Origin of the sequence: Bacillus sp. FSL M7-1020 (genome assembly GCF_038050415.1) — a bacterium.
GTDB lineage: Bacteria > Bacillota > Bacilli > Bacillales > Bacillaceae_G > Bacillus_A > Bacillus_A toyonensis.
Genome location: NZ_JBBOTW010000004.1, coordinates 32,597 through 50,672, shown reverse-complemented (window position 1 = coordinate 50,672; position 18,076 = coordinate 32,597). Strand labels below are relative to the sequence as shown.

Below are 18,076 nucleotides of genomic sequence, written 5' to 3'. Positions count from 1 at the left end.
GAATAGTCCTCTTTTTTATTTCATTTTATAGAGTAAAGGGGGGATTCCGTAATGGCATATGTCAGTGCGGAGGATGCGATGAAAGCAAGAAAAGTTGACTTGATTTCATATCTGGAAGCAAAAGGAGAAACATTTAAGAAAGAAGGAAACTATTATCGTCATACGGAGCATGATAGCCTCATCATTAAAGGAAATCAGTACGCCTGGAATAGCCGAGGGGAAAAAGGATATGGTGCGATTAGCTTTGCCATGATGTACTATGACATGACATTCCCACAAGCTGTGATGGACATTCAGAAGGGGGACTACAAAGAGTTTGATCGTTCAAAAGCGGAAGAGGAGCGCAAAAAAGAGCAGCAGCCATTTAGTTATCCCAAACACCTGGAAGTAAATAAGCAAACAGAGATAAAAGAATATCTAATTCATGAACGGAAAATAGATCCCCGCTTGGTGAATTGGCTGATCAAAAAGGATCTCATCGCCCAGGATAAGAAAAATAACGTGGTGTTCAAATGGAGAGAAGAAGGAGGCAAAGGGCAAGTCATTGGAATGAACCGTCAAGGTACGGTCAAAATGGAGAATAAAAGAGGAAGCTTTAAGCAAATTGTCCCGAATTATGAAAAAATCAATGCCGGTTTTACGGTTGATGTAGGTAAACCGGATAAGATTTATTTTTATGAAGATCCAATCGACATGTTATCTCATTGGAGCATTAAACAAAATAATATCCAAAACGCTCGCCTGGTTTCTATGCATGGATTGAAGTCCAAAACAGTGATTCAATCTTTAATGGATGCGAAAAAAGAAGGGCACGATATTAAAGGGGTTATCATGGCAGTTGATAATGATAAGGCTGGGAAAGACTTCATCCAGACAATGAAATGCTTTGTCGATCTTAAAGAGGATATTCCAACGAATGAAAAAGATTGGAACGATGTCCGGAAGAAACAAGTGAATGAGCAACAGGCAAAAGAAACTGCCCAACCAAAGAAAATGAAACCAATTAAAGAGGTGGAGCGAAGTGTCTAATCTACCAGAAATGCCAAACGTATTACAAATTTTGATGTATGGTTTTATCCTTTATGTTCTTTTTCGTATTTGTAAATTCATGTACCGGAAGATCCAGGAGCGAAGAATATTAAAGCGAATGGCTAAGTCTGGTATTCGCTATATAGACAAAATGGACGGACATCAATTTGAAGTATACCTAAAAGCTCTCTTTCGAGAGTTGGGTTATTCTCCAACAGTCACAAAGCAGTCAAATGATTTCGGAGCGGATCTGGTATTGAAGGGGAAAAATAGTATTGTAATCCAGGCGAAACGCTACGGGATGAAAAATAGAGTCGGCATCAGTGCTGTACAAGAGATATATGCAGCACAGGCCTATTACAAAGCACACGAGGGCTGGGTTGTAACGAACAGTGTGTATACAAGACAGGCGAAAGAGTTAGCAGAGGCATGCCATGTGAAACTTATAGATCGTGTAGAACTTCAAAAATTGATTAATAAAATCAATCCCGAATATTCGGCTGAAGATGTGTATCAAGGGGTAAAACCTGCAGAACGGAAATGTCCCACATGTAAACATGATTTAGTCATTCGAAATTCGAATAAAACAGGTAATAAGTTTTTTGGCTGTTCACAATATCCCACATGTACACATACAGAACCAATTCATACATGAGCTGTGATGAAAATCCGGCTCTTTTTTTATTTGTATAAAGAATACATGAAAAAAATCAGTTTAACTAAAAAATGACCCTTCAGATTTGCTTGTATGGAGTTTTGAAGGAGGTGTTAATATAATAAGTCGTATTTGTTATAAAAACGCATGTAAAGGGAGAAAGGGAATTTATATGCGTTTTTAGGTTTTTCAGGAAAAAATAAAAAGGGTAGTCATTATTTACGACTTAACCCTTTGTCTACGATCTGACGAATTGCTTCGTTTCGATTCTTCAGCTTATTTACATAATTTTCGTTCTCGGGAGTTATCCTTTTCTTCTACTTTGTAAGTAATCCAATAACAATTATAACAATTAAGATGACTGCCCACATGATAAAATGCTTGTTTCTTTTTACAAATTTTATTGTTGTATCAGAATCATCTGTCTCTTCCAAGCGTTCTATTTTTCTTTTTTGTACAACCAGTGTCAAAAAATACACTGCATTCCCTACTGATAAAATCAAAAAAGCATTTCCTAAATGACCATTTCTAAAGTTATCGTATAACGACCAAATGAGTAATAAAACAGTATAGACCATGAACGCATTTTTACTGGCCTTAGCTACATGATATTGTTCCATTTCGTCTTGCTTTTGTATCCGCATTGTTCTCTCGCTCCCTTATTTCAAGTTTATTCAAGTGTAAAAATGTCCTCCATTTTCAGATTAAAGTAATGAGCTATTTTCAGTGCTAATTCTAAACTTGGATTGTAGTGATTATTTTCAATGGCTACAATCGTTTGTCTTGTAACCTGTAAGTCTTTCGCCATTTGAATTTGTGTAATTTCATGTTGTACTCGTAGTTCTTTAATTTTATTTTTTACAGCCATCGTTTCACCTACAATGTAAAGATATCTTTACTAATAGATTATATAAAAATATCATAAATGTAAAGATATATTTACACCTTATCTTGGAAAAAACAAAACCCAAAGTATATTTTAATTACTTTGGGGTACAGCCGAGATACGTGTAAAAATAGGTTATAGTGATACAAAACGGTTAAACTTTGTTATAAGCGATTAAAATTTATTTCAAATCCACATCTGTCACTTGTTTTTCTCTTATGCTAAAGATAAGATCTTTTTTTATTCCCCTTTTTTGAGGAGATGGGAAAAAACACCCAACAGATAAAAAGTTGTAGAGAAAAGGGGGATGTAGAATGAGAGAAGGCTGTATTTCCTTTCAGCAAGGGGTTAAAGAGGTTCTTATTATGATTGTCTGTTTTTGGTTAATTATGTTTCTCATGTATGGTGAAAGCCTGTTACAATAGTAAAGAATAACTTGGGTACAAATTGATAATGAAATGGGGAAATATGCTGGATGAAAGCAACCGGAGTAACTAGAAAAGTGGATGAATTAGGGCGTATAGTAATTCCAAAGGAACTTAGAAATACGCTTGGGATTAAAGAAAAATCACCATTAGAGATTTTTGTAGAAGGGGAAGACATCATTTTACAGAAGTATCAGCCTGGTCATGTTTGTGCATTAACAGGAGAAGTGTCAAATCGTAACATAGCATTAGCAAAGGGTAAGATCTCATTAAGTCCAGAAGGTGCAGAACTATTAATAAAAGAATTAGAACAGTACCTTGTCAAATAAGTGCTCCTTTCAATGGGCTTTTTTTTATGGTTAACATAATAATTTCACGTACCGTAATGTTTTAAAAAACTAAAACAGTATAATAATAGTCTACATTTAATCTTGTGTAGACTTAATCAGCTAAATGGAGAATGTATTGTATATTTTGGATAGATTTCTTGCGAAATATGTACCTAGAGCAGTATTTCAATTAAAATGTGATACGATAGTTATATATTCGTTTTGCTAGTAATAGGAGATGATTTTCGATGAAAAACCATATAAAAGTAAATGGAAAAATCCTTCAAACAAATAAAAAATGGTCACATCTCAAGCAAAAACAAAAAGAACATATTTCTAATCGGTTACGTAGAGAATATACACAGTTTGTAAAAACACATCATAGAAAACCTAGAAAGTATGAACATGATGAGATTCTTCATGAAGTGATGAATCAAATACAGGAACGTGAAATTTGGATTCCTTATGGTGAAGTAAAAAGATATTATCTAAGCAAAATAGGAAGATGGTTTAGAAAAATAGAAAGTGAATGGGAATCACAAATATCCAACAGTGAAAAGCAACAGGTATTAATTCCCCCTTTTCGAGGGGATGGGCAAAAACACCCTATTAGAAGAAAAGTAAATACAAACAAACCAGGGGGCGCATTTCATGTTTAATTTACAAGAAGATATGTATGAGCAATTGAAAGCGAAAAAAGGGGAAGTTACTGTATTTTTAAAGAATGGCGTTCCAGTACGTGGGCAGATCCTTGCAACAGATAAATTTACCGTCCTAATGATGGTTCATGGTAAACAACAGCTAATCTACAAACAAGCAATCTCTACACTTGCTATATAAAAAATGATTGTAGGTTATAAAAGGAGAGGAACGCACTTAAAATAAGTGCGTTCCTCTTTGACATAAACCTGTGACCTACAGATTGCTCTTCAATAATAATTATATATCCATTCAATAATATTTGGTTTCAAATTTGGATGTTTATCCAGAGTTACTTTGTTACTGACTTAAATGACTATGTAAACTATAACATAAGTAATTCTTTTTATTATTATATGTTTGTTCTTTCTTGTTGCAGAATCCTTGTCTTGTTATATTGTATTACGAATTTACAAAGGGTAACGCCAGCATTTTGGAAAAACCTACGCTAAGAACATGCAGGATTTTATACAGTTTTTCGGCTAATCCAGTAATAAACAAGAGCCCTGAACCCTCGCTAGGATAGGAATGTATAAAAAGATGAATAGGGTTATAGAAAAAGAAAAAGACGAATCCCTACTTTCAAAGGGAGTTCGCCTTTTTCTTGCTACCGATAATGAGACGTTATGTTAACCGAGTATGTATATGGTATACAAGAAAAACTTCTTTACTATCGTATTATTTAGATGGTAAAATTTAGAAAAAGAGGCGAGGGTGAGTTCAGTGGACAATTTATTTTTAATTTAAAATCTTTTATTTTGTCTTAGAAAGGTGTAGATTTTTTTGAATACAAAATTAATCATAGTAGAAGGGCTTCCTGGCTTTGGGAAATCCACCACTGCAAACTTGCTTTACGATATTCTAATTGAAAAAAATATTGACGTTGAGTTATTTCTTGAAGGGAATCCAGACCACCCTGCTGATTATGATGGGGTATCTTGTTTTGATAAAAGTGAATTCGAAAGTTTGTTAGTGATTAGTGGTGATTTTAAGGAAGTAATTAGTGATAGAGTCACGAAGCGAGGAAACAATTATTTATTGCCATATAAAAAAATTAAAAATGAATACAGCTCTAATTTTCCTGAAAGTTTATTAAATATCATTTTCAAAAATGATATTTATGAATTACCGCTAGAAAGGAATATTGAATTAATAACTGAAAAATGGAGGGATTTTGTTGAAATAGCCAACAACGAAAATAAAACCTATATTTTTGAATGTTGCTTCATACAAAATCCATTAACAATCGGAATGGTTAAATATGGTGAAAAAAAAGAGAAAGTTATAAGTTATATTAATGCATTAGCGAAAATCATAGAGAAATTAAATCCAGTATTGTTTTATATAGAACAAGATGATTTGGAATTCTCATTCAGAAAGGTATTTAATGAAAGAGCAAAAGAATGGTCTGCTGGATTTATTGAGTATTATACAAATCAAGGGTATGGGAAAATGAAAGGCTATCACGGTTTAGACGGAACAATTAAAGTTTTAGAAGCAAGAAGAGATATTGAAAGAGAAATATTTGATATGTTAAATATAAAAAAGACAAAAATTGATAATTCACAGTATGAAGCTATCAAATATAAGTCAATGATAATTGAAAAATTGGAATCACTTGAATTTCTAGATTAATGTAGTGCTTTAATTAAGCAAGAAACTAAGAATTTTTAACTTCCAATAACGAGAATTATGTAAATAAGCTGTCCATATGGACAGCTTATTATATGTTTTTACTTAGCGTGGTTTTTTTCCAAAATGCTGGTGATACTACCCCATTACGTAAGTGTGATAATGAATCAAATCTCAAATTTGTATTGTTTTTGTTGAGGAAAGAGTACTGGTAGTATGAAGAGAAAATAGATTTTCTAAAGTAAAAGAATATGTTATTAAAAGTAAGGATTTCTTATTCATTTGAATAAATCGGTAAAATATGATAATATATCCATTTGGTTTAAAAGATGTAAGGGGGGAAACGGTATGCAAATACTATTAATTAGGCACGGGGAATCGGAAGCGGATATTTTAAACGTGCATGAAGGAAGAGCAGATTTTGAATTAACGGAAATGGGTAGAAGACAAGTGGGAGGTTTAGTACATAAAGTGAAAAATGACTTTCCACCAGATTTTATATGGGCAAGTACATTAAAGAGGGCGCGAGAAACTGCTGAAACATTAGCGAAAGCTATTGGTTGTCCAGTGAAATTTGAAGAAGAATTAATGGAATTTAATAATGGTATACAGGCTGGCATGTCTTTTGAAGAAGCGAAAAAGTATCCGGAGCCAAAATTTCTTCATGATCGTTTTGAAAATGGAGAATCATTCATAGAGTTTCGAATGAGAATTGAAACGATATTTTCTAAAATTGTGACAGAAAATAAATATGAACGGATTGCAATTGTAGCTCATGGCGGGGTAATTACTAGTATATTACGCGCCTTTTTCCAAATGCCAATTAACATGGATTACTATTTTAAAGTAGGGGATACAGGGATTAGTATGATTGAACTTACGGATAAAGAAAAGGTAATTCATTTTATCAACGATACGAATCACTTAGAATGTATATAGGCGAAAATGGGATTCAGCTGAGATACGTGTAAAAACGTATCATAGCTTGATTTTATTTGCATTTATTGTTTTTATATTAAATAACTAATTTACGATAAACAAAAAGAGAATAGATTTCAGATAACTTTTTTCTTTGGGGGATTTATATGTCGTTTGAACAATGCCAGAGTATCAATTCATTAATGTCAAGCTTTGATAAAACGTGGTTTTTTGCTGGAGGGTGGGCGATTGACCTTTTTATTGGTGAAGAGACAAGAGAACATAAAGATATAGAGTTTGCTGTTTTTCGAAAAGATCAACAATATCTGAAAGAGTATCTTAATGAATGGGAGTTCAAAAAGGTAATTAAGGGTAAGTTTCATACTTGGGAAAATGAATTTTTAGATTTGCCAATTCATGAAATACATGCTTCGAATATGTTAAACGGAGATAAAATAGAAATTCTTCTTAATGAAACAAACGGAAGTGATTGGATATTCAGAAGAGACTTTAGGATTTCTTATCCACTCAATTCCGTTTGGAGTACTACTAAAACAGGTATTCCATACCTAAATCCAGAAATTGTACTTTTATATAAGGCGAAGAATACAAGGGAAAAAGACCATCAAGACTTTATCGCTATAAAGGATTATCTTGATAATGAGAAGAAAAAATGGCTGCGATATGCTTTAGAAGTACACGAACCAGAACATAAGTGGCTTCAGTTTTTAATCTAAAACTTATTTAACTTGCAGGTGCTTTTAGTTCAATGAAATTAAAGTACTTTATTATCATTTTTATAAATAAATTTGCAGAAATTATATGTTTTTAAACAACTTCATTATCTTTGTACAAGGAGGTTAAGCAATGAGAGCGCCATATCAAGTATTGATATTTCCTTATATAATAACCAATAATTCTATTCAATATGCCATTTTTAAACGAAGTGATTATGGTTATTGGCAAGGAATAGCTGGTGGTGGGGAAGATGGTGAGACCCCTATTGAATCAGCAAAACGAGAAGCGTTTGAAGAGGCTGGTATTATAAGAGAATGCCCATATGTGAAACTAGATTCTGTGTTTTCATTACCAGTAGAGGATGTAGTTGGAGATTTTTTTTGGGGAGAAGATGTTTATGTAATAAAAGAATTTTCTTTTGGAGTTAAAGTTCCTATAAAAAGTATTGAATTGTCCAGAGAGCATTTCAATTATAAATGGTTGTGCTTTGAGGAAGCAGTAAAGCTTTTGAAATGGGATAGCAACAAAACAGCATTGTGGGAATTAAACAAAAGGCTGTTAAAACAATTAAAGTATTAGCTAGCAAAGCAGAAGTGCAACGAGAATTAAATAACTTAAAAAATCTTTGCTACATTACATATGCGGCAGGGATTTTTTTACGTACGTTAATTAGAGTACCATTTATAATGATTTTAATTATTTAATGGAGGAGAAGCAATGGAACGAGTCGATGTAGTGTATGCGCTTATTTGGGGTCCGGAAACAAATCTGGGTATGAGGGGCCAATCTGGGATTTAATTCTATAACATAATTTTGATAAGGGGTCCCACCCACATACTGGGCTTATGTGAAAATTTCTCAATATTATATTATTACTATATAAACTATAATATAAGTAATTCTTTTTATTATTATATGTTTGTTCTTTCCTGTTGCAGAATCCTTAAGCTATTAAGGATTCCTTTTTTGTATCTAAAATCCAAAAATAAAAAGATAAGATCCGGGAACACGATCTTATCTATAGCACAAGGAGTAAACAAAAAGGAATAATCATCATATTTTTATTATAATTTATTTTTTGTTAATTTTGAATATTATAACCTTAATTAAAAAGTTTATCTATATTGAGAAATTTATTACAAAATGATTCAAAACTCCAATGTAAACTTTTAGACAAAAGTTTACTTTCATTTCCGCTTAAACATTGACTTCCATCTAATTTCATTGATATTATAAAATAGACAAAAAAAGTATACATTCAAAACGTTGAAAATAAAGGGATTGAAAAACAGATGGATAAAAAGCAACATTTAATCGATGTACAACCAATTCGAAGCAAAGAACAGCTCGAAGACATGAAATGGTCTCTTAAACGTCATTGTTCAGATCGTGATTACATTTTATTTCTAATTGGTATTAATACGGGTTTACGTGTAAGTGACTTACTTAAAATGGAAACGAGTGAAATTTTAAAACTGAAGCGAAAAAAACGGAAAGAATTTAAGGTGAAAGAAGGAAAGACAAAAAAGGAGCGTATCATAAATATTACGTCCATTTTTGAGGAAGTACTTCCATACGCTGAAAGTCTAAAAAGTCCCTGGTTATTTACTTCTCGAAAAGGGGATAAACCCATTAGTAAAATTCAAGCCTATCGACAGTTACAAAAAGCCGGAGATTTTGCCGGAGTCGAATCTTTAGGTACCCATACCATGCGTAAAACATTTGGATATTGGTTTTACAAGCAAACAAAGGATATTGCTATGTTACAAGAAATATTGAATCATAGTACACCACAGATTACACTAAGATACATTGGAATTAATAAAGAAGAAAAAGATAATGTACTTGATACATTCCGAATTTAATTTAAATTAGATTCGGAATGTATCGTATTTTTAAAAAGATACCATACATACTACGCAAACTCTAACGAGAACAAGGGTTAAAAAATTGCACTTAATACATTAAATTTATATACCTACAGATTTTTCAGGTGAGATGGAGGTTTTAAGATGAAGAAAAATGAGGAGTCATATTTTATACATGAATATACCTTGCTAGACAGGACTACAAAATCAATAAAAATTGAATCTTGGCGTTCATTAAAGGAAGAAATGCAAGTATTAGGTATAACGGATAGTGACATTTTTCAAATACAAATGAAAGAAATAAAGCCAAATCAAAAGTAACATAACATTATTATGATAAGATTATTTCCAGAAAGATAGCAGGAAAGGATTTGTTACTTTAACATGGCAGAAAAAAAGGAATTTGTGAAAAAACAGCATTATATCCCTCGGTTCTCTATAAAACCATTTGAAATTGCTGAGGGTTATTGTCGCACAGTAATTTTAAAAACGACTCCTTTTAAAATTATGAAAATGAGTACGAAAAATATTATGCAAGAAAATGATTTATATGAAGTAAAGGATCTTGACGGAGAATATGTAAATAGAAATGAAATAGAGGACATTTATAGTAAAATTGAAAATTCAATTGCACATAGTTTTCATGAATTTGTTCCCCTACTAGCATCTGATGAAGTGGATGTTGAGTTCAAAAAGAAATTTGAGACAATAGAATGGCAAAGGAACGAGACTAATCTACTTGTACATTTAATTTTCACATTGATTCGAAGTCCCCATTTAAAGAATATGGTTTATGGGAAAAAGGAGACTCCTGATTTTATGAAACCAATATTCTATCGTCTTATGACCACTACTGCAGAAAACGCTGTAAAACTTGCTAAGAACCATCTTATAGGAGACGAATTGGAGATTGCTTTGCATTCTTTAAAAACAAGTCCAGAAGGCGGACTTCAAGTGTTATTCGAACATCTAATGAATAATTTTCAATTACGAATTTACAAAACTCGTGGAGAGAAAAAATTTTTTCTTTCTGATAGACCTATTCTAGTCAACAAATTTGAAGAAGTTGATTATGTACTTCCTATTTCGCCTACTGTCTGTATAGGTGCAACCCCCTTTGAAGGTGAGTTTTCTCCATACAACCAAATTACATATTTGTCGGATGTTGATGTTAACAGAATTAACAAAAGAATTATAGAAAATACAGAAAAAATGTTGATTATTCAAAGTGATGCAGATCTAGAGTTTGTGAAAGAATGGAGAAAAATATAAAAAGTATTATAGGGGGTACCCCCCACATTTTAACGAAAATATACACTAAGCAAATTTCGACATAAAAATAGCCTAATTTTCTACTCCAAGAAGAATCAGGCTATTTTTATATTCCATATAGTACATCCTGGCACAGTATGTAAAGGGTCAAGATCCAGGACGTACTATTCTAGTAATTGGCTCAATAAGAACTTTCATCTCATTTCTTAAATGTGGTTTTTCTGTTGAATTGGAGTCTCCATATTGATTAAATGTAATGTAAATTTCAAGTCCATCTTCTACATCTGTATAACTCGTACCTATGGTACCCGTTTGCTGCCATGAAATTCCTGAAGTAGGTGGATCCGAAGGTTTATGCCATCCAGTAAGAAGATAAGAAATGGTTTCTGAATTATTATTTTTGATAACAAACGCTGTATGAAGCCGTCTGGGATAATTCCCAAGCTCAGATACTTTAGCTCCACTTAACATTGAATATATACAAATCGCTTGTAACCACTGTCTATCAGAACCTGAAATCTTTGAAGTAAAAGTCCCTCTATATCCAGATGGAATATCAACCATAAATGAATTACTAATATCTAAACCTAATGAATTATCTGGGCCAAACCCTTTTGGATAATCAAAACGATTTAACATTTTATCGTCTCTCCTAATTTAAAATTGTATATTTTTGGATTTACCATCAATTTTTATTTATGCAGTATTAAAACATCTTAAATTAATGGGCATGAGTCTGTACCTCAATAACGATAATTAGTTAAATCTTTTAAATAATTTTTTAAAATGATTTATCATTCTAAATCTCTTAGGTAATGTATAACCATTACCACCAACATCTTGCGGCGGATCTACTGTATTATCATCTCCAGGATTTTCATCACCATTAAAAACCTCATCCGCTCTTATAGGTAAAACTTGAACAAGCTTTATATAAGCTGAACCACGAATGAAAACTTTAACTCTTCCTGTTGAAACACTAGGGTTAGAGTAATTTATAACCGCATCTAAAGGGATATCAATATAATGAGACGTTTCCAAACTAGAATACAAACGAACAAGATTATCTTCCTCTGAATCTCCAATATATCCTGATAATACAACATATAAATCAGTACCAATATTATCAGAAATATTTTCTAATAAAGGATGAACAGGTGGTTTCATCATACACACTCCTCCAAATACATAAAATAAAAATCCAATACGCACAGTATTCTCAAGTTAAGTTGTTTTATTCTAAGCCGAGGTGAAAAAGTTAATGTAGATAATTTTATATACCATATCTGATTGATAAAACTAAGTTCAGAAATAGGGTGAGTTTTATCAACCCACCTAATAGATTTTTCTTAGAGTAGAAAATTAGGTTATTTTCATGTCGAAATTTGCTTAGCGTATATTTTCGTTAAAATGTGGGGGGGACCCTATAAAAGTAAATGGAAAAAATCCTTCAAACAAATAAAAAATGGTCACATCTCAAGCAAAAACAAAGGCAACATATTTCTAATTGGTTACGTAGAGAATATACACAGTTTGTAAAAACACATTATAGAAAACCTAGAAAGTATGAACCTGATGAGATTCTTCATGAAGTAAGGATCACCATTTTTTAAAATCCTTTACACCCTATAAATAGTGTAGTGTAATTATAGATATATATATATGTTTTATATTATTAAAATTACAAATGTTTACGGAGGGATTATAGATGCTTGTAAAGGGGGAACGTGTGTATTATCACACAGAAATTCACCAAAAAAATATACTTGGAGCCAAATATGAATTAGATAAGAACAGTCCAGAGGAAGTTATAAACGAAGTTATAATACCGTACTTAAAAAATGAACAACTACATTTTGATGGGTACTTTATTAAATCTGAAAGTATAAATAGAATCGTTATTAAACAGTCTCAAATATCCTCAAAACAATTTGTAGGAATTCAGTATGAAATCCCATATACGGATCCAGTAGCTACAGATATAATGAGCGATGATGATTATACAATGGATGTAACGAAAATTATGTTCGCTTTAGCAAAGGAACAGCTAAAGGAGGAAGAACATACAAGCGATGATAAATATTTGCCTACAAAAGATACAGTTTCAAAAGATGAACCTAAAATTGATAGAACAAAGGTCTTTATTGTGCATGGGCATGATGACCTTGCTAAAACGAAAGTTGAGGCGTTCATTCGAAAATTAGGATTAGAACCAATTATACTTCACCAACAAACAAACCAAGGAAAAACGATAATTGAAAAAATTGAAGCTCATTCAAATTTAGGATTTGGTGTTGTCTTATATACCCCATGTGATCTAGGGTCAAAAAGCGGAGAAGAACATAATTTAAAACCTCGTGCTAGACAAAATGTGGTCTTTGAACATGGATTTTTAATGGGGAAAATCGGGAGACAAAATGTAGCCGCATTAGTGCGTGAAACAGTTGAAACACCAAATGATATTTCTGGAGTGGTTTATATCACAATGGGGGCTGATGGAACCTGGGAATTTCCGTTAGCAAGAGAATTAAGAGATTCAGGTTATAAAATTGATTTGAATCGCCTATGAAATTATGAATTATCAGGGGTCACTTGCGCCTAAACGTACAATTTTCTTTTTTTGATTTGCTATTTAATTTATATTAGAGTTATTTCATTGAAAGTGAATATAAGTCTAATCAGAATAAGGTATCTATTGAAGGAGCTGTATAAATGAATCCACGTGAATTAAAACTCTATTCAACGATGATTGGGACATTGAAATACGATTCAGAAAACTACAATGATGTAGATGAATTATTAACTATTTTAAGTTATTCAGAGATAGAATTATTAAGCTCAGGAGTTTTTGCTAATAAACCTGGACATTTTAGGGAAGATGTAAATATTCGTGTAAAAATTCCATTACTAACAAAGGCACGTAATCTACAGCAAAGCTTTAGACCTTTGATTTTTGACTGTTATTCCGAAGATAATAGATATGAGTTAGACGACATAAATATTAGATCTAAACAAATATCTAGTCTAGATGACTTAGAAATTCGATCTAACCAGGCGATTTTCTCAAAAATTCGTGATGATATTATTCAAAGTATACGAATGGCTAAACATTCAATTTGGATAAGTATTGCATGGTTTACAGATGAAGCGCTGTACCAAGAGTTGTATAATCAACAAACTAAAGGAGTTCATATCCGTATTCTTATTTCCAATGAACAACAAAACCAGAGTATGATTCCTAAATTGAAAGAAAAATTTGAAACAATTGTTGTAAATAAGTGGGGGTATAACGGTTATAATCGATTACATTCTAAGTACTGTATTATTGATAATTCTATTGTTTTACAGGGTTCATTTAATTGGACACCTACAGCTAGCCATAATGAAGAACATTTGACCGTTTCAGTAGATAGACAGTTGGCTGAACAATATACGGAAAATTTCAAAGAAATATTTCGTAATAATGCCTGATAAATTTAAATGCTTAACGGGGCGATTATTCATAATTCGTTCTCCAAAGATTAAACAACTTTATTATCTCTAGAAAATCGTCGAATGAAAGTGAATCGGATCTTTTTAACAATTTTAAAACCACCTACTGATAGATTGGATAGGTGGTCGCTGTATTTATAAAAGTTAAATTAAACACCTTTATTATCTTTGCACACAAGTTCTTTTTGTTTTCAGTTTAAATAACCTACAATAGATCTTTAAAAGAAACTAAAATCTTAATAGAAATCAAAGTTTATATAAACTTTGTTTGATGAGCAATTGAAATATCACGATTTTATTTTGCAAAGAAAAAAGCCCTGGATAGGGCTATATGATTTTCTTCATACCACATTGACGACATTCTCTTAAAAAGATGAAATCTTTAACGGAACTTTTGAATGAGGTATTGCCGCAATTATCACAGCGACCGCTAATCTTATCGGAGAATTCTGTGTATGCGTATATTTTGCTTAGATCGTATTCTTGTTGAGGTTCTTTATTTTCCATTTGTTTCACCTACATATCAATATGAATTAATATAGCTTAACCATAATAACATGAAGTGTTCACATAGTGGATGCTTTTTTATTTTGAATAATGATAAGGTGTGAGGATAGATGCAATTAACTAAGCTCGAAAAGGCAGCTGTTATTGGGGTAATCCTAAATCCTTAAGTTGATGGGCATGTGTGGAGACCCCTAAAAGGAATAAGACATCTAGCACTTAGAAAAACTGAGGGCGGGAAATTAGCAAACCAAAAACATAAAAAGGATAATCATCCAAGTTTAATTAGATAATTATCCTTATATCTATAAATATACTTTCAGTTTTTCTATATAACTATTAATTTTTTCATCCCTTGGATTAATATGCCGTATGTAATGTGCGATTCCTAATAGGTGCCTAATATAATTGGCCTTTTTAATCTGATTTTGCTCTAAATGTGAATCTAAACCATATTTTTCAATATAATGTATCTCTTGTCTGAGTTCCCTTTTCATTTTCCTTGGTGCCTGTAATTTTTGATTAACAACAATTCCAGTCACTTCTTGTCTTTGATGTTGTAACCTTACTCTAGTCTTTTTATTATTTAATTGGAATCCTTCTGTTACAAGAATATTCTTAACGAATTTTATCATCATACCAGGGTTGAAATCTCCCGAAAAAGTAAGGTCATCAGCATATCTTGTATATCTAATGTTATTTAATTTACAAAATACAGATATTCTTTTATCTATACTTTTAAAAATTAAATTTGACAACGCTGGGCTTGTAATCGCTCCTTGAGGAAGCGATCCGTTTAAACAACATAAATTAGCTAGCATCACGGAAAGCGATTCATTATATCCAAGATTAAGAAAAAAAAGATAAATTTTATGAAACCTTATTGAATTAAAAAAATCTTTTATATCTAAAGTTAGCACTTTCTTTTGTCTTCTATGGAAACGTGCATTATCCTTAATTGACCGTCCTGGTACATACGCCTTTGCATAATCACTAATTGGACATTTATACAATATTTCTTCTAAAATCCATCTTTGAATATCCTTCAAATTTGGTAGTGGCTCAAATATTTGACGAGAAGAACCATTCTTTTTTGGGATGAAAAAATCTCTGTAAAATCGATCTGAAGCATTAGAAGCTTTTAATAAATATTCTTCACTATATCCAACTAATAATGAAAGATGTTCTTGATCATAAATAATAGGTAATTTTTTTTCAAATAAAGGTTTTGCATAATTCAAACATTTATTTATGTAATTTTCATCATATTTATTTTCTTTAGCTTTTTTTGAGAAGGCTTTACTGTAAGATTTCCAATTCATAAACCAATTTCCTCACAAATATAAAACCTAGATAAACGTCATTACAATCGCTCAATGCTATCCTTTGCTGTTATGTTGAAGCGCGCCTTTTGCTTCAATATAAACAGCACCACCATGACCGAACGAAGAGAGGTCTGGTGCTCTAAAAGGTGGCTCTGAACAGCTCCTGCTGGATGAACACCTTTTAGAATGGGCTTGAAAATAAGTTCTTCCTACCTTGGCGACTCGCCAAAGCCACAATTAAATATTAATATTGTTAAGGTCTAATGAGTTTATCTAGGTTTATAATTATTTTATACTCTTTGGTAAGTATATATCAAACTTATTCATTTTTTCAATCTTAAATTCGTTTTGAGGGCTAATCCACAGATTATTATTTTCAATTTTAGTTAATTTTTTAAGTTTCTCTAAACCTAATTCAGTTAATTCCAACTTCCCATCATTATTACTAGTTGCAAGATTCTCTTCAACTAAATAATTTATATATATAGCTATTTGAGAGTACTCTAATCCTAAATCAAGTAAACTACTTACACTTCCATTTGTTTTTACAAGTTGTAATAACAAAATAATATATTTTTCTGTCATAATTTAGCTCCTTGGAAAAGGTGGTTGCATCTTATTCTTGCCTTTACCTGTTTCCCAATATACAGGGAAAGTATTATTAGGTGTTCTTACCATTGTAACCAGCGCTTCAGATTCTTTGTATCCTAACATATGTTTGTCGTGGGGTTTAATTACTTCCTCAATAGTTTTCATAAGTGATATATATTTCCCTGATATCTCAGATGGATAGTAATCACTAATACCTTTTTTTCTTAAATAAGCTGTATCGGTTTTTATATCTAAAGATCGGATTTTATTTAATCCTTGTTCTTGTGCCACTAAAGAAATAACAACAATTTTATCCTTATTAATTCCCTTATGTATTAAATCATTTAATGCCGCCTCGGCTGTATCCCCAGTTCCAATAAAATCATCTACCATAAATACAACAGATGAATTAGCTGTATTTAATTTTTTGGGTAGACCTTCAAAAGTATTTACAATTATTATATCTCTATTTGCAAAGTAAGGTTTATATTTTAAATCAATATTTTGAAAGAGATAGGCCATCATTGTAGAACTTTTAGTTTTCCCAATATCTTGAGGAGCTATTAACGGCATAATATAAATTTTTCTTGTAAATATGTCAGGATTTTGTTTATACATATTCTCCAGAACAACTTTAAGTGCTCCTAAGTAATCTTCAAAGCCAAGTTTTAAATAATTTCTAGTCAACTCAATTATTAGTTCTTGTTGTTCATTATCAAACATTCTAAGGGTTTTACAAAACCTGTTATAAAGACTGTACTCCATTTCCCTATTATCTTCCACAGGCCAACCATGTTGTTTGAAAATTTGGCTGATTTTTAATAACATTTCTCCAGTGAGTTCATTCTGTTTAATACTAGACATTTTTAAGTTAACCTCATTTATCTTCTTTTAATCTGTTAAATTATTATTAATAGAAACGCATGCGATTTTAAACTTTCATTTTATTTTATCATAAAAATCTAATATCGGTTGGTAACATATTTAATAGTTCCGTCCATACGTATGTCGGAAAAATTTGTAGTACGAAAATTGAAATGGAGTCCTGTTAATATAGGGCTTTTCTTCATAAAAAATGTTTGTAAACCTTTAATAAAAAATTTACGAGTGTTCATTAATTTCTCAGACGTTTGCGAATGAAATTGAATTCGCAAAAACGATTGTATTTGAACATACTTTATTTCAACGCAACATCTGAAATGAGTTTTACAAAACATACAAGTTAAACTCATGAAAGCCAGTGATACTAGCATGGTATCACTGGCTTCTTATATGGATATTCAATGGTCAGTTTTACAAATTATAAATAGTCATTAACTTAGTTTTACTTTTTATAATTAATATGTCTTCAATAGATATCCCTAAATTTTTCTCCATTATGTATATTTAATATCCGTTACATAACGAATGTCTATATATAATACCTTATCATCTTGGTTCATAACTCTTAACTCATTTCGATTCAAGTCATGAAAATGAATATAGCCAATTTCTGAATGCAATTTGTGCTGTTTATGATAAGAAATATGAACTTGCTTATTTTTAGCGATTGCTTCACAGACAGTAAGGTTCAAAGATTCTAATTGCTGTTCATCTAAAATTGGCATTGGGATATGGCTTTGTTTTTCATACAACTCATTTAATCCTTCAAATTGTTCTTTTATTGCTGAAAATGGCACCCAGCGCATCATACCTCTATCAATCATGTTCTGT

22 protein-coding genes and 2 pseudogenes are annotated in these 18,076 nt (G+C 31.6%); 15 read left to right on the top strand and 9 right to left on the bottom strand.

Annotated elements, in window-relative coordinates; genetic code table 11:
* Positions 1-51 precede the first annotated feature (51 nt).
* Together MHB70_RS30265 and MHB70_RS30260 are read left to right on the top strand one after the other, a co-directional pair.
* Positions 52-1,029, top strand: coding sequence for a DUF3991 and TOPRIM domain-containing protein (locus MHB70_RS30265; RefSeq protein WP_341343714.1), 978 nt, complete (start codon positions 52-54; stop codon positions 1,027-1,029).
* A complete protein-coding gene (locus tag MHB70_RS30260) occupies positions 1,022-1,684 on the top strand; it encodes a restriction endonuclease (protein WP_061530702.1) in 663 nt (220 codons plus the stop codon). Before MHB70_RS30265 ends, MHB70_RS30260 begins: the two co-directional genes overlap by 8 nt.
* A gap of 317 nt (positions 1,685-2,001) precedes the next feature.
* Here the strand turns inward: MHB70_RS30260 and MHB70_RS30255 are convergent, their stop codons facing one another.
* Entirely contained in the window at positions 2,002-2,328 is a 327-nt protein-coding gene (locus tag MHB70_RS30255; RefSeq protein WP_016513364.1) for a hypothetical protein, read from the bottom strand.
* 26 nt (positions 2,329-2,354) lie between these two features.
* Positions 2,355-2,552, bottom strand: coding sequence for a helix-turn-helix transcriptional regulator (locus tag MHB70_RS30250; RefSeq protein WP_002204018.1), 198 nt, complete (start codon positions 2,550-2,552; stop codon positions 2,355-2,357).
* Between the two features lie 493 nt (positions 2,553-3,045).
* On the opposite strand from MHB70_RS30250, the gene MHB70_RS30245 reads away from it, so the two are divergent.
* The 10 genes and pseudogenes from MHB70_RS30245 to MHB70_RS30200 all read left to right on the top strand — a co-directional run bounded on the left by MHB70_RS30245 (position 3,046) and on the right by MHB70_RS30200 (position 10,451).
* Positions 3,046-3,324, top strand: a complete 279-nt coding sequence (locus tag MHB70_RS30245; protein WP_341343713.1) for an AbrB/MazE/SpoVT family DNA-binding domain-containing protein — start codon at positions 3,046-3,048, stop codon at positions 3,322-3,324.
* Between the two features lie 248 nt (positions 3,325-3,572).
* A pseudogene (locus tag MHB70_RS30240) lies at positions 3,573-3,896 on the top strand (transposase); the annotation flags it as partial.
* A gap of 79 nt (positions 3,897-3,975) precedes the next feature.
* The gene (gene hfq / locus MHB70_RS30235) at positions 3,976-4,164 is read left to right on the top strand and encodes an RNA chaperone Hfq (RefSeq protein ID WP_061529875.1); all 189 of its coding nucleotides are present in this window, start codon (positions 3,976-3,978) and stop codon (positions 4,162-4,164) included.
* 642 nt (positions 4,165-4,806) lie between these two features.
* Positions 4,807-5,658, top strand: coding sequence for a hypothetical protein (locus tag MHB70_RS30230; protein ID WP_061530491.1), 852 nt, complete (start codon positions 4,807-4,809; stop codon positions 5,656-5,658).
* A gap of 345 nt (positions 5,659-6,003) precedes the next feature.
* Positions 6,004-6,594, top strand: coding sequence for a histidine phosphatase family protein (locus tag MHB70_RS30225; protein WP_061529873.1), 591 nt, complete (start codon positions 6,004-6,006; stop codon positions 6,592-6,594).
* Between the two features lie 146 nt (positions 6,595-6,740).
* Positions 6,741-7,310, top strand: a complete 570-nt coding sequence (locus MHB70_RS30220) for a nucleotidyltransferase domain-containing protein (RefSeq protein WP_061529872.1) — start codon at positions 6,741-6,743, stop codon at positions 7,308-7,310.
* Between the two features lie 130 nt (positions 7,311-7,440).
* On the top strand, positions 7,441-7,890 hold the full coding sequence (locus MHB70_RS30215) for an NUDIX hydrolase (RefSeq protein WP_061529871.1): 450 nt from the start codon (positions 7,441-7,443) through the stop codon (positions 7,888-7,890).
* Positions 7,891-8,603: 713 nt separating this feature from the next.
* Entirely contained in the window at positions 8,604-9,176 is a 573-nt protein-coding gene (locus MHB70_RS30210; RefSeq protein WP_061529870.1) for a tyrosine-type recombinase/integrase, read from the top strand.
* 147 nt (positions 9,177-9,323) lie between these two features.
* The gene (locus MHB70_RS30205) at positions 9,324-9,500 is read left to right on the top strand and encodes a hypothetical protein (RefSeq protein ID WP_195911795.1); all 177 of its coding nucleotides are present in this window, start codon (positions 9,324-9,326) and stop codon (positions 9,498-9,500) included.
* A gap of 63 nt (positions 9,501-9,563) precedes the next feature.
* Positions 9,564-10,451, top strand: a complete 888-nt coding sequence (locus MHB70_RS30200; protein ID WP_061529869.1) for a DUF4238 domain-containing protein — start codon at positions 9,564-9,566, stop codon at positions 10,449-10,451.
* A 147-nt stretch (positions 10,452-10,598) separates the two neighbouring features.
* On the opposite strand, the gene MHB70_RS30195 is transcribed toward MHB70_RS30200, so the two are convergent.
* Positions 10,599-11,090 carry a hypothetical protein gene (locus MHB70_RS30195; RefSeq protein ID WP_061529868.1) on the bottom strand — a complete coding sequence of 164 codons (492 nt, stop codon included), beginning with the start codon at positions 11,088-11,090 and terminating at the stop codon, positions 10,599-10,601.
* Positions 11,091-11,207: 117 nt separating this feature from the next.
* Complete coding sequence (locus tag MHB70_RS30190) at positions 11,208-11,621, bottom strand: hypothetical protein (protein WP_061529867.1); 414 nt, start codon at positions 11,619-11,621, stop codon at positions 11,208-11,210.
* 256 nt (positions 11,622-11,877) lie between these two features.
* Here MHB70_RS30190 and MHB70_RS30185 point away from each other — a divergent pair.
* The 3 genes and pseudogenes from MHB70_RS30185 to MHB70_RS30175 form a co-directional block, all read left to right on the top strand.
* Positions 11,878-12,046, top strand: a pseudogene (locus tag MHB70_RS30185) (transposase); the annotation flags it as partial.
* A 113-nt stretch (positions 12,047-12,159) separates the two neighbouring features.
* Positions 12,160-13,020 carry a TIR domain-containing protein gene (locus MHB70_RS30180; protein WP_061529866.1) on the top strand — a complete coding sequence of 287 codons (861 nt, stop codon included), beginning with the start codon at positions 12,160-12,162 and terminating at the stop codon, positions 13,018-13,020.
* A gap of 143 nt (positions 13,021-13,163) precedes the next feature.
* Positions 13,164-13,922 (top strand): phospholipase D-like domain-containing protein, encoded by a 759-nt coding sequence (locus tag MHB70_RS30175; protein WP_061529865.1) that lies wholly within the window; start codon positions 13,164-13,166, stop codon positions 13,920-13,922.
* A gap of 348 nt (positions 13,923-14,270) precedes the next feature.
* Here the strand turns inward: MHB70_RS30175 and MHB70_RS30170 are convergent, their stop codons facing one another.
* The 5 genes from MHB70_RS30170 to MHB70_RS30150 form a co-directional block, all read right to left on the bottom strand.
* Complete coding sequence (locus MHB70_RS30170; protein ID WP_080451838.1) at positions 14,271-14,450, bottom strand: hypothetical protein; 180 nt, start codon at positions 14,448-14,450, stop codon at positions 14,271-14,273.
* Positions 14,451-14,752: 302 nt separating this feature from the next.
* Positions 14,753-15,769, bottom strand: a complete 1,017-nt coding sequence (locus MHB70_RS30165) for a retron St85 family RNA-directed DNA polymerase (RefSeq protein ID WP_061529864.1) — start codon at positions 15,767-15,769, stop codon at positions 14,753-14,755.
* 288 nt (positions 15,770-16,057) lie between these two features.
* Positions 16,058-16,357, bottom strand: a complete 300-nt coding sequence (locus MHB70_RS30160; RefSeq protein ID WP_061529863.1) for a winged helix-turn-helix domain-containing protein — start codon at positions 16,355-16,357, stop codon at positions 16,058-16,060.
* A 3-nt stretch (positions 16,358-16,360) separates the two neighbouring features.
* A complete protein-coding gene (locus tag MHB70_RS30155; RefSeq protein ID WP_061529862.1) occupies positions 16,361-17,227 on the bottom strand; it encodes a phosphoribosyltransferase-like protein in 867 nt (288 codons plus the stop codon).
* A 512-nt stretch (positions 17,228-17,739) separates the two neighbouring features.
* Positions 17,740-18,069, bottom strand: coding sequence for a YolD-like family protein (locus tag MHB70_RS30150; RefSeq protein ID WP_061529861.1), 330 nt, complete (start codon positions 18,067-18,069; stop codon positions 17,740-17,742).
* Positions 18,070-18,076 lie beyond the last annotated feature (7 nt).

Coding starts and splice junctions, on each gene's coding strand:
- hfq (WP_061529875.1), top strand. CDS start 3,976: ATGTTTAATTTACAAGAAGATATGTATGAGCAATTGAAAGCGAAAAAA.
- MHB70_RS30200 (WP_061529869.1), top strand. CDS start 9,564: ATGGCAGAAAAAAAGGAATTTGTGAAAAAACAGCATTATATCCCTCGG.
- MHB70_RS30165 (WP_061529864.1), bottom strand. CDS start 15,769: ATGAATTGGAAATCTTACAGTAAAGCCTTCTCAAAAAAAGCTAAAGAA.
- MHB70_RS30205 (WP_195911795.1), top strand. CDS start 9,324: ATGAAGAAAAATGAGGAGTCATATTTTATACATGAATATACCTTGCTA.
- MHB70_RS30175 (WP_061529865.1), top strand. CDS start 13,164: ATGAATCCACGTGAATTAAAACTCTATTCAACGATGATTGGGACATTG.
- MHB70_RS30255 (WP_016513364.1), bottom strand. CDS start 2,328: ATGCGGATACAAAAGCAAGACGAAATGGAACAATATCATGTAGCTAAG.
- MHB70_RS30215 (WP_061529871.1), top strand. CDS start 7,441: ATGAGAGCGCCATATCAAGTATTGATATTTCCTTATATAATAACCAAT.
- MHB70_RS30160 (WP_061529863.1), bottom strand. CDS start 16,357: ATGACAGAAAAATATATTATTTTGTTATTACAACTTGTAAAAACAAAT.
- MHB70_RS30155 (WP_061529862.1), bottom strand. CDS start 17,227: ATGTCTAGTATTAAACAGAATGAACTCACTGGAGAAATGTTATTAAAA.
- MHB70_RS30195 (WP_061529868.1), bottom strand. CDS start 11,090: ATGTTAAATCGTTTTGATTATCCAAAAGGGTTTGGCCCAGATAATTCA.
- MHB70_RS30170 (WP_080451838.1), bottom strand. CDS start 14,450: ATGGAAAATAAAGAACCTCAACAAGAATACGATCTAAGCAAAATATAC.
- MHB70_RS30250 (WP_002204018.1), bottom strand. CDS start 2,552: ATGGCTGTAAAAAATAAAATTAAAGAACTACGAGTACAACATGAAATT.
- MHB70_RS30265 (WP_341343714.1), top strand. CDS start 52: ATGGCATATGTCAGTGCGGAGGATGCGATGAAAGCAAGAAAAGTTGAC.
- MHB70_RS30190 (WP_061529867.1), bottom strand. CDS start 11,621: ATGATGAAACCACCTGTTCATCCTTTATTAGAAAATATTTCTGATAAT.
- MHB70_RS30220 (WP_061529872.1), top strand. CDS start 6,741: ATGTCGTTTGAACAATGCCAGAGTATCAATTCATTAATGTCAAGCTTT.
- MHB70_RS30225 (WP_061529873.1), top strand. CDS start 6,004: ATGCAAATACTATTAATTAGGCACGGGGAATCGGAAGCGGATATTTTA.
- MHB70_RS30210 (WP_061529870.1), top strand. CDS start 8,604: ATGGATAAAAAGCAACATTTAATCGATGTACAACCAATTCGAAGCAAA.
- MHB70_RS30245 (WP_341343713.1), top strand. CDS start 3,046: ATGAAAGCAACCGGAGTAACTAGAAAAGTGGATGAATTAGGGCGTATA.
- MHB70_RS30150 (WP_061529861.1), bottom strand. CDS start 18,069: ATGATTGATAGAGGTATGATGCGCTGGGTGCCATTTTCAGCAATAAAA.
- MHB70_RS30180 (WP_061529866.1), top strand. CDS start 12,160: ATGCTTGTAAAGGGGGAACGTGTGTATTATCACACAGAAATTCACCAA.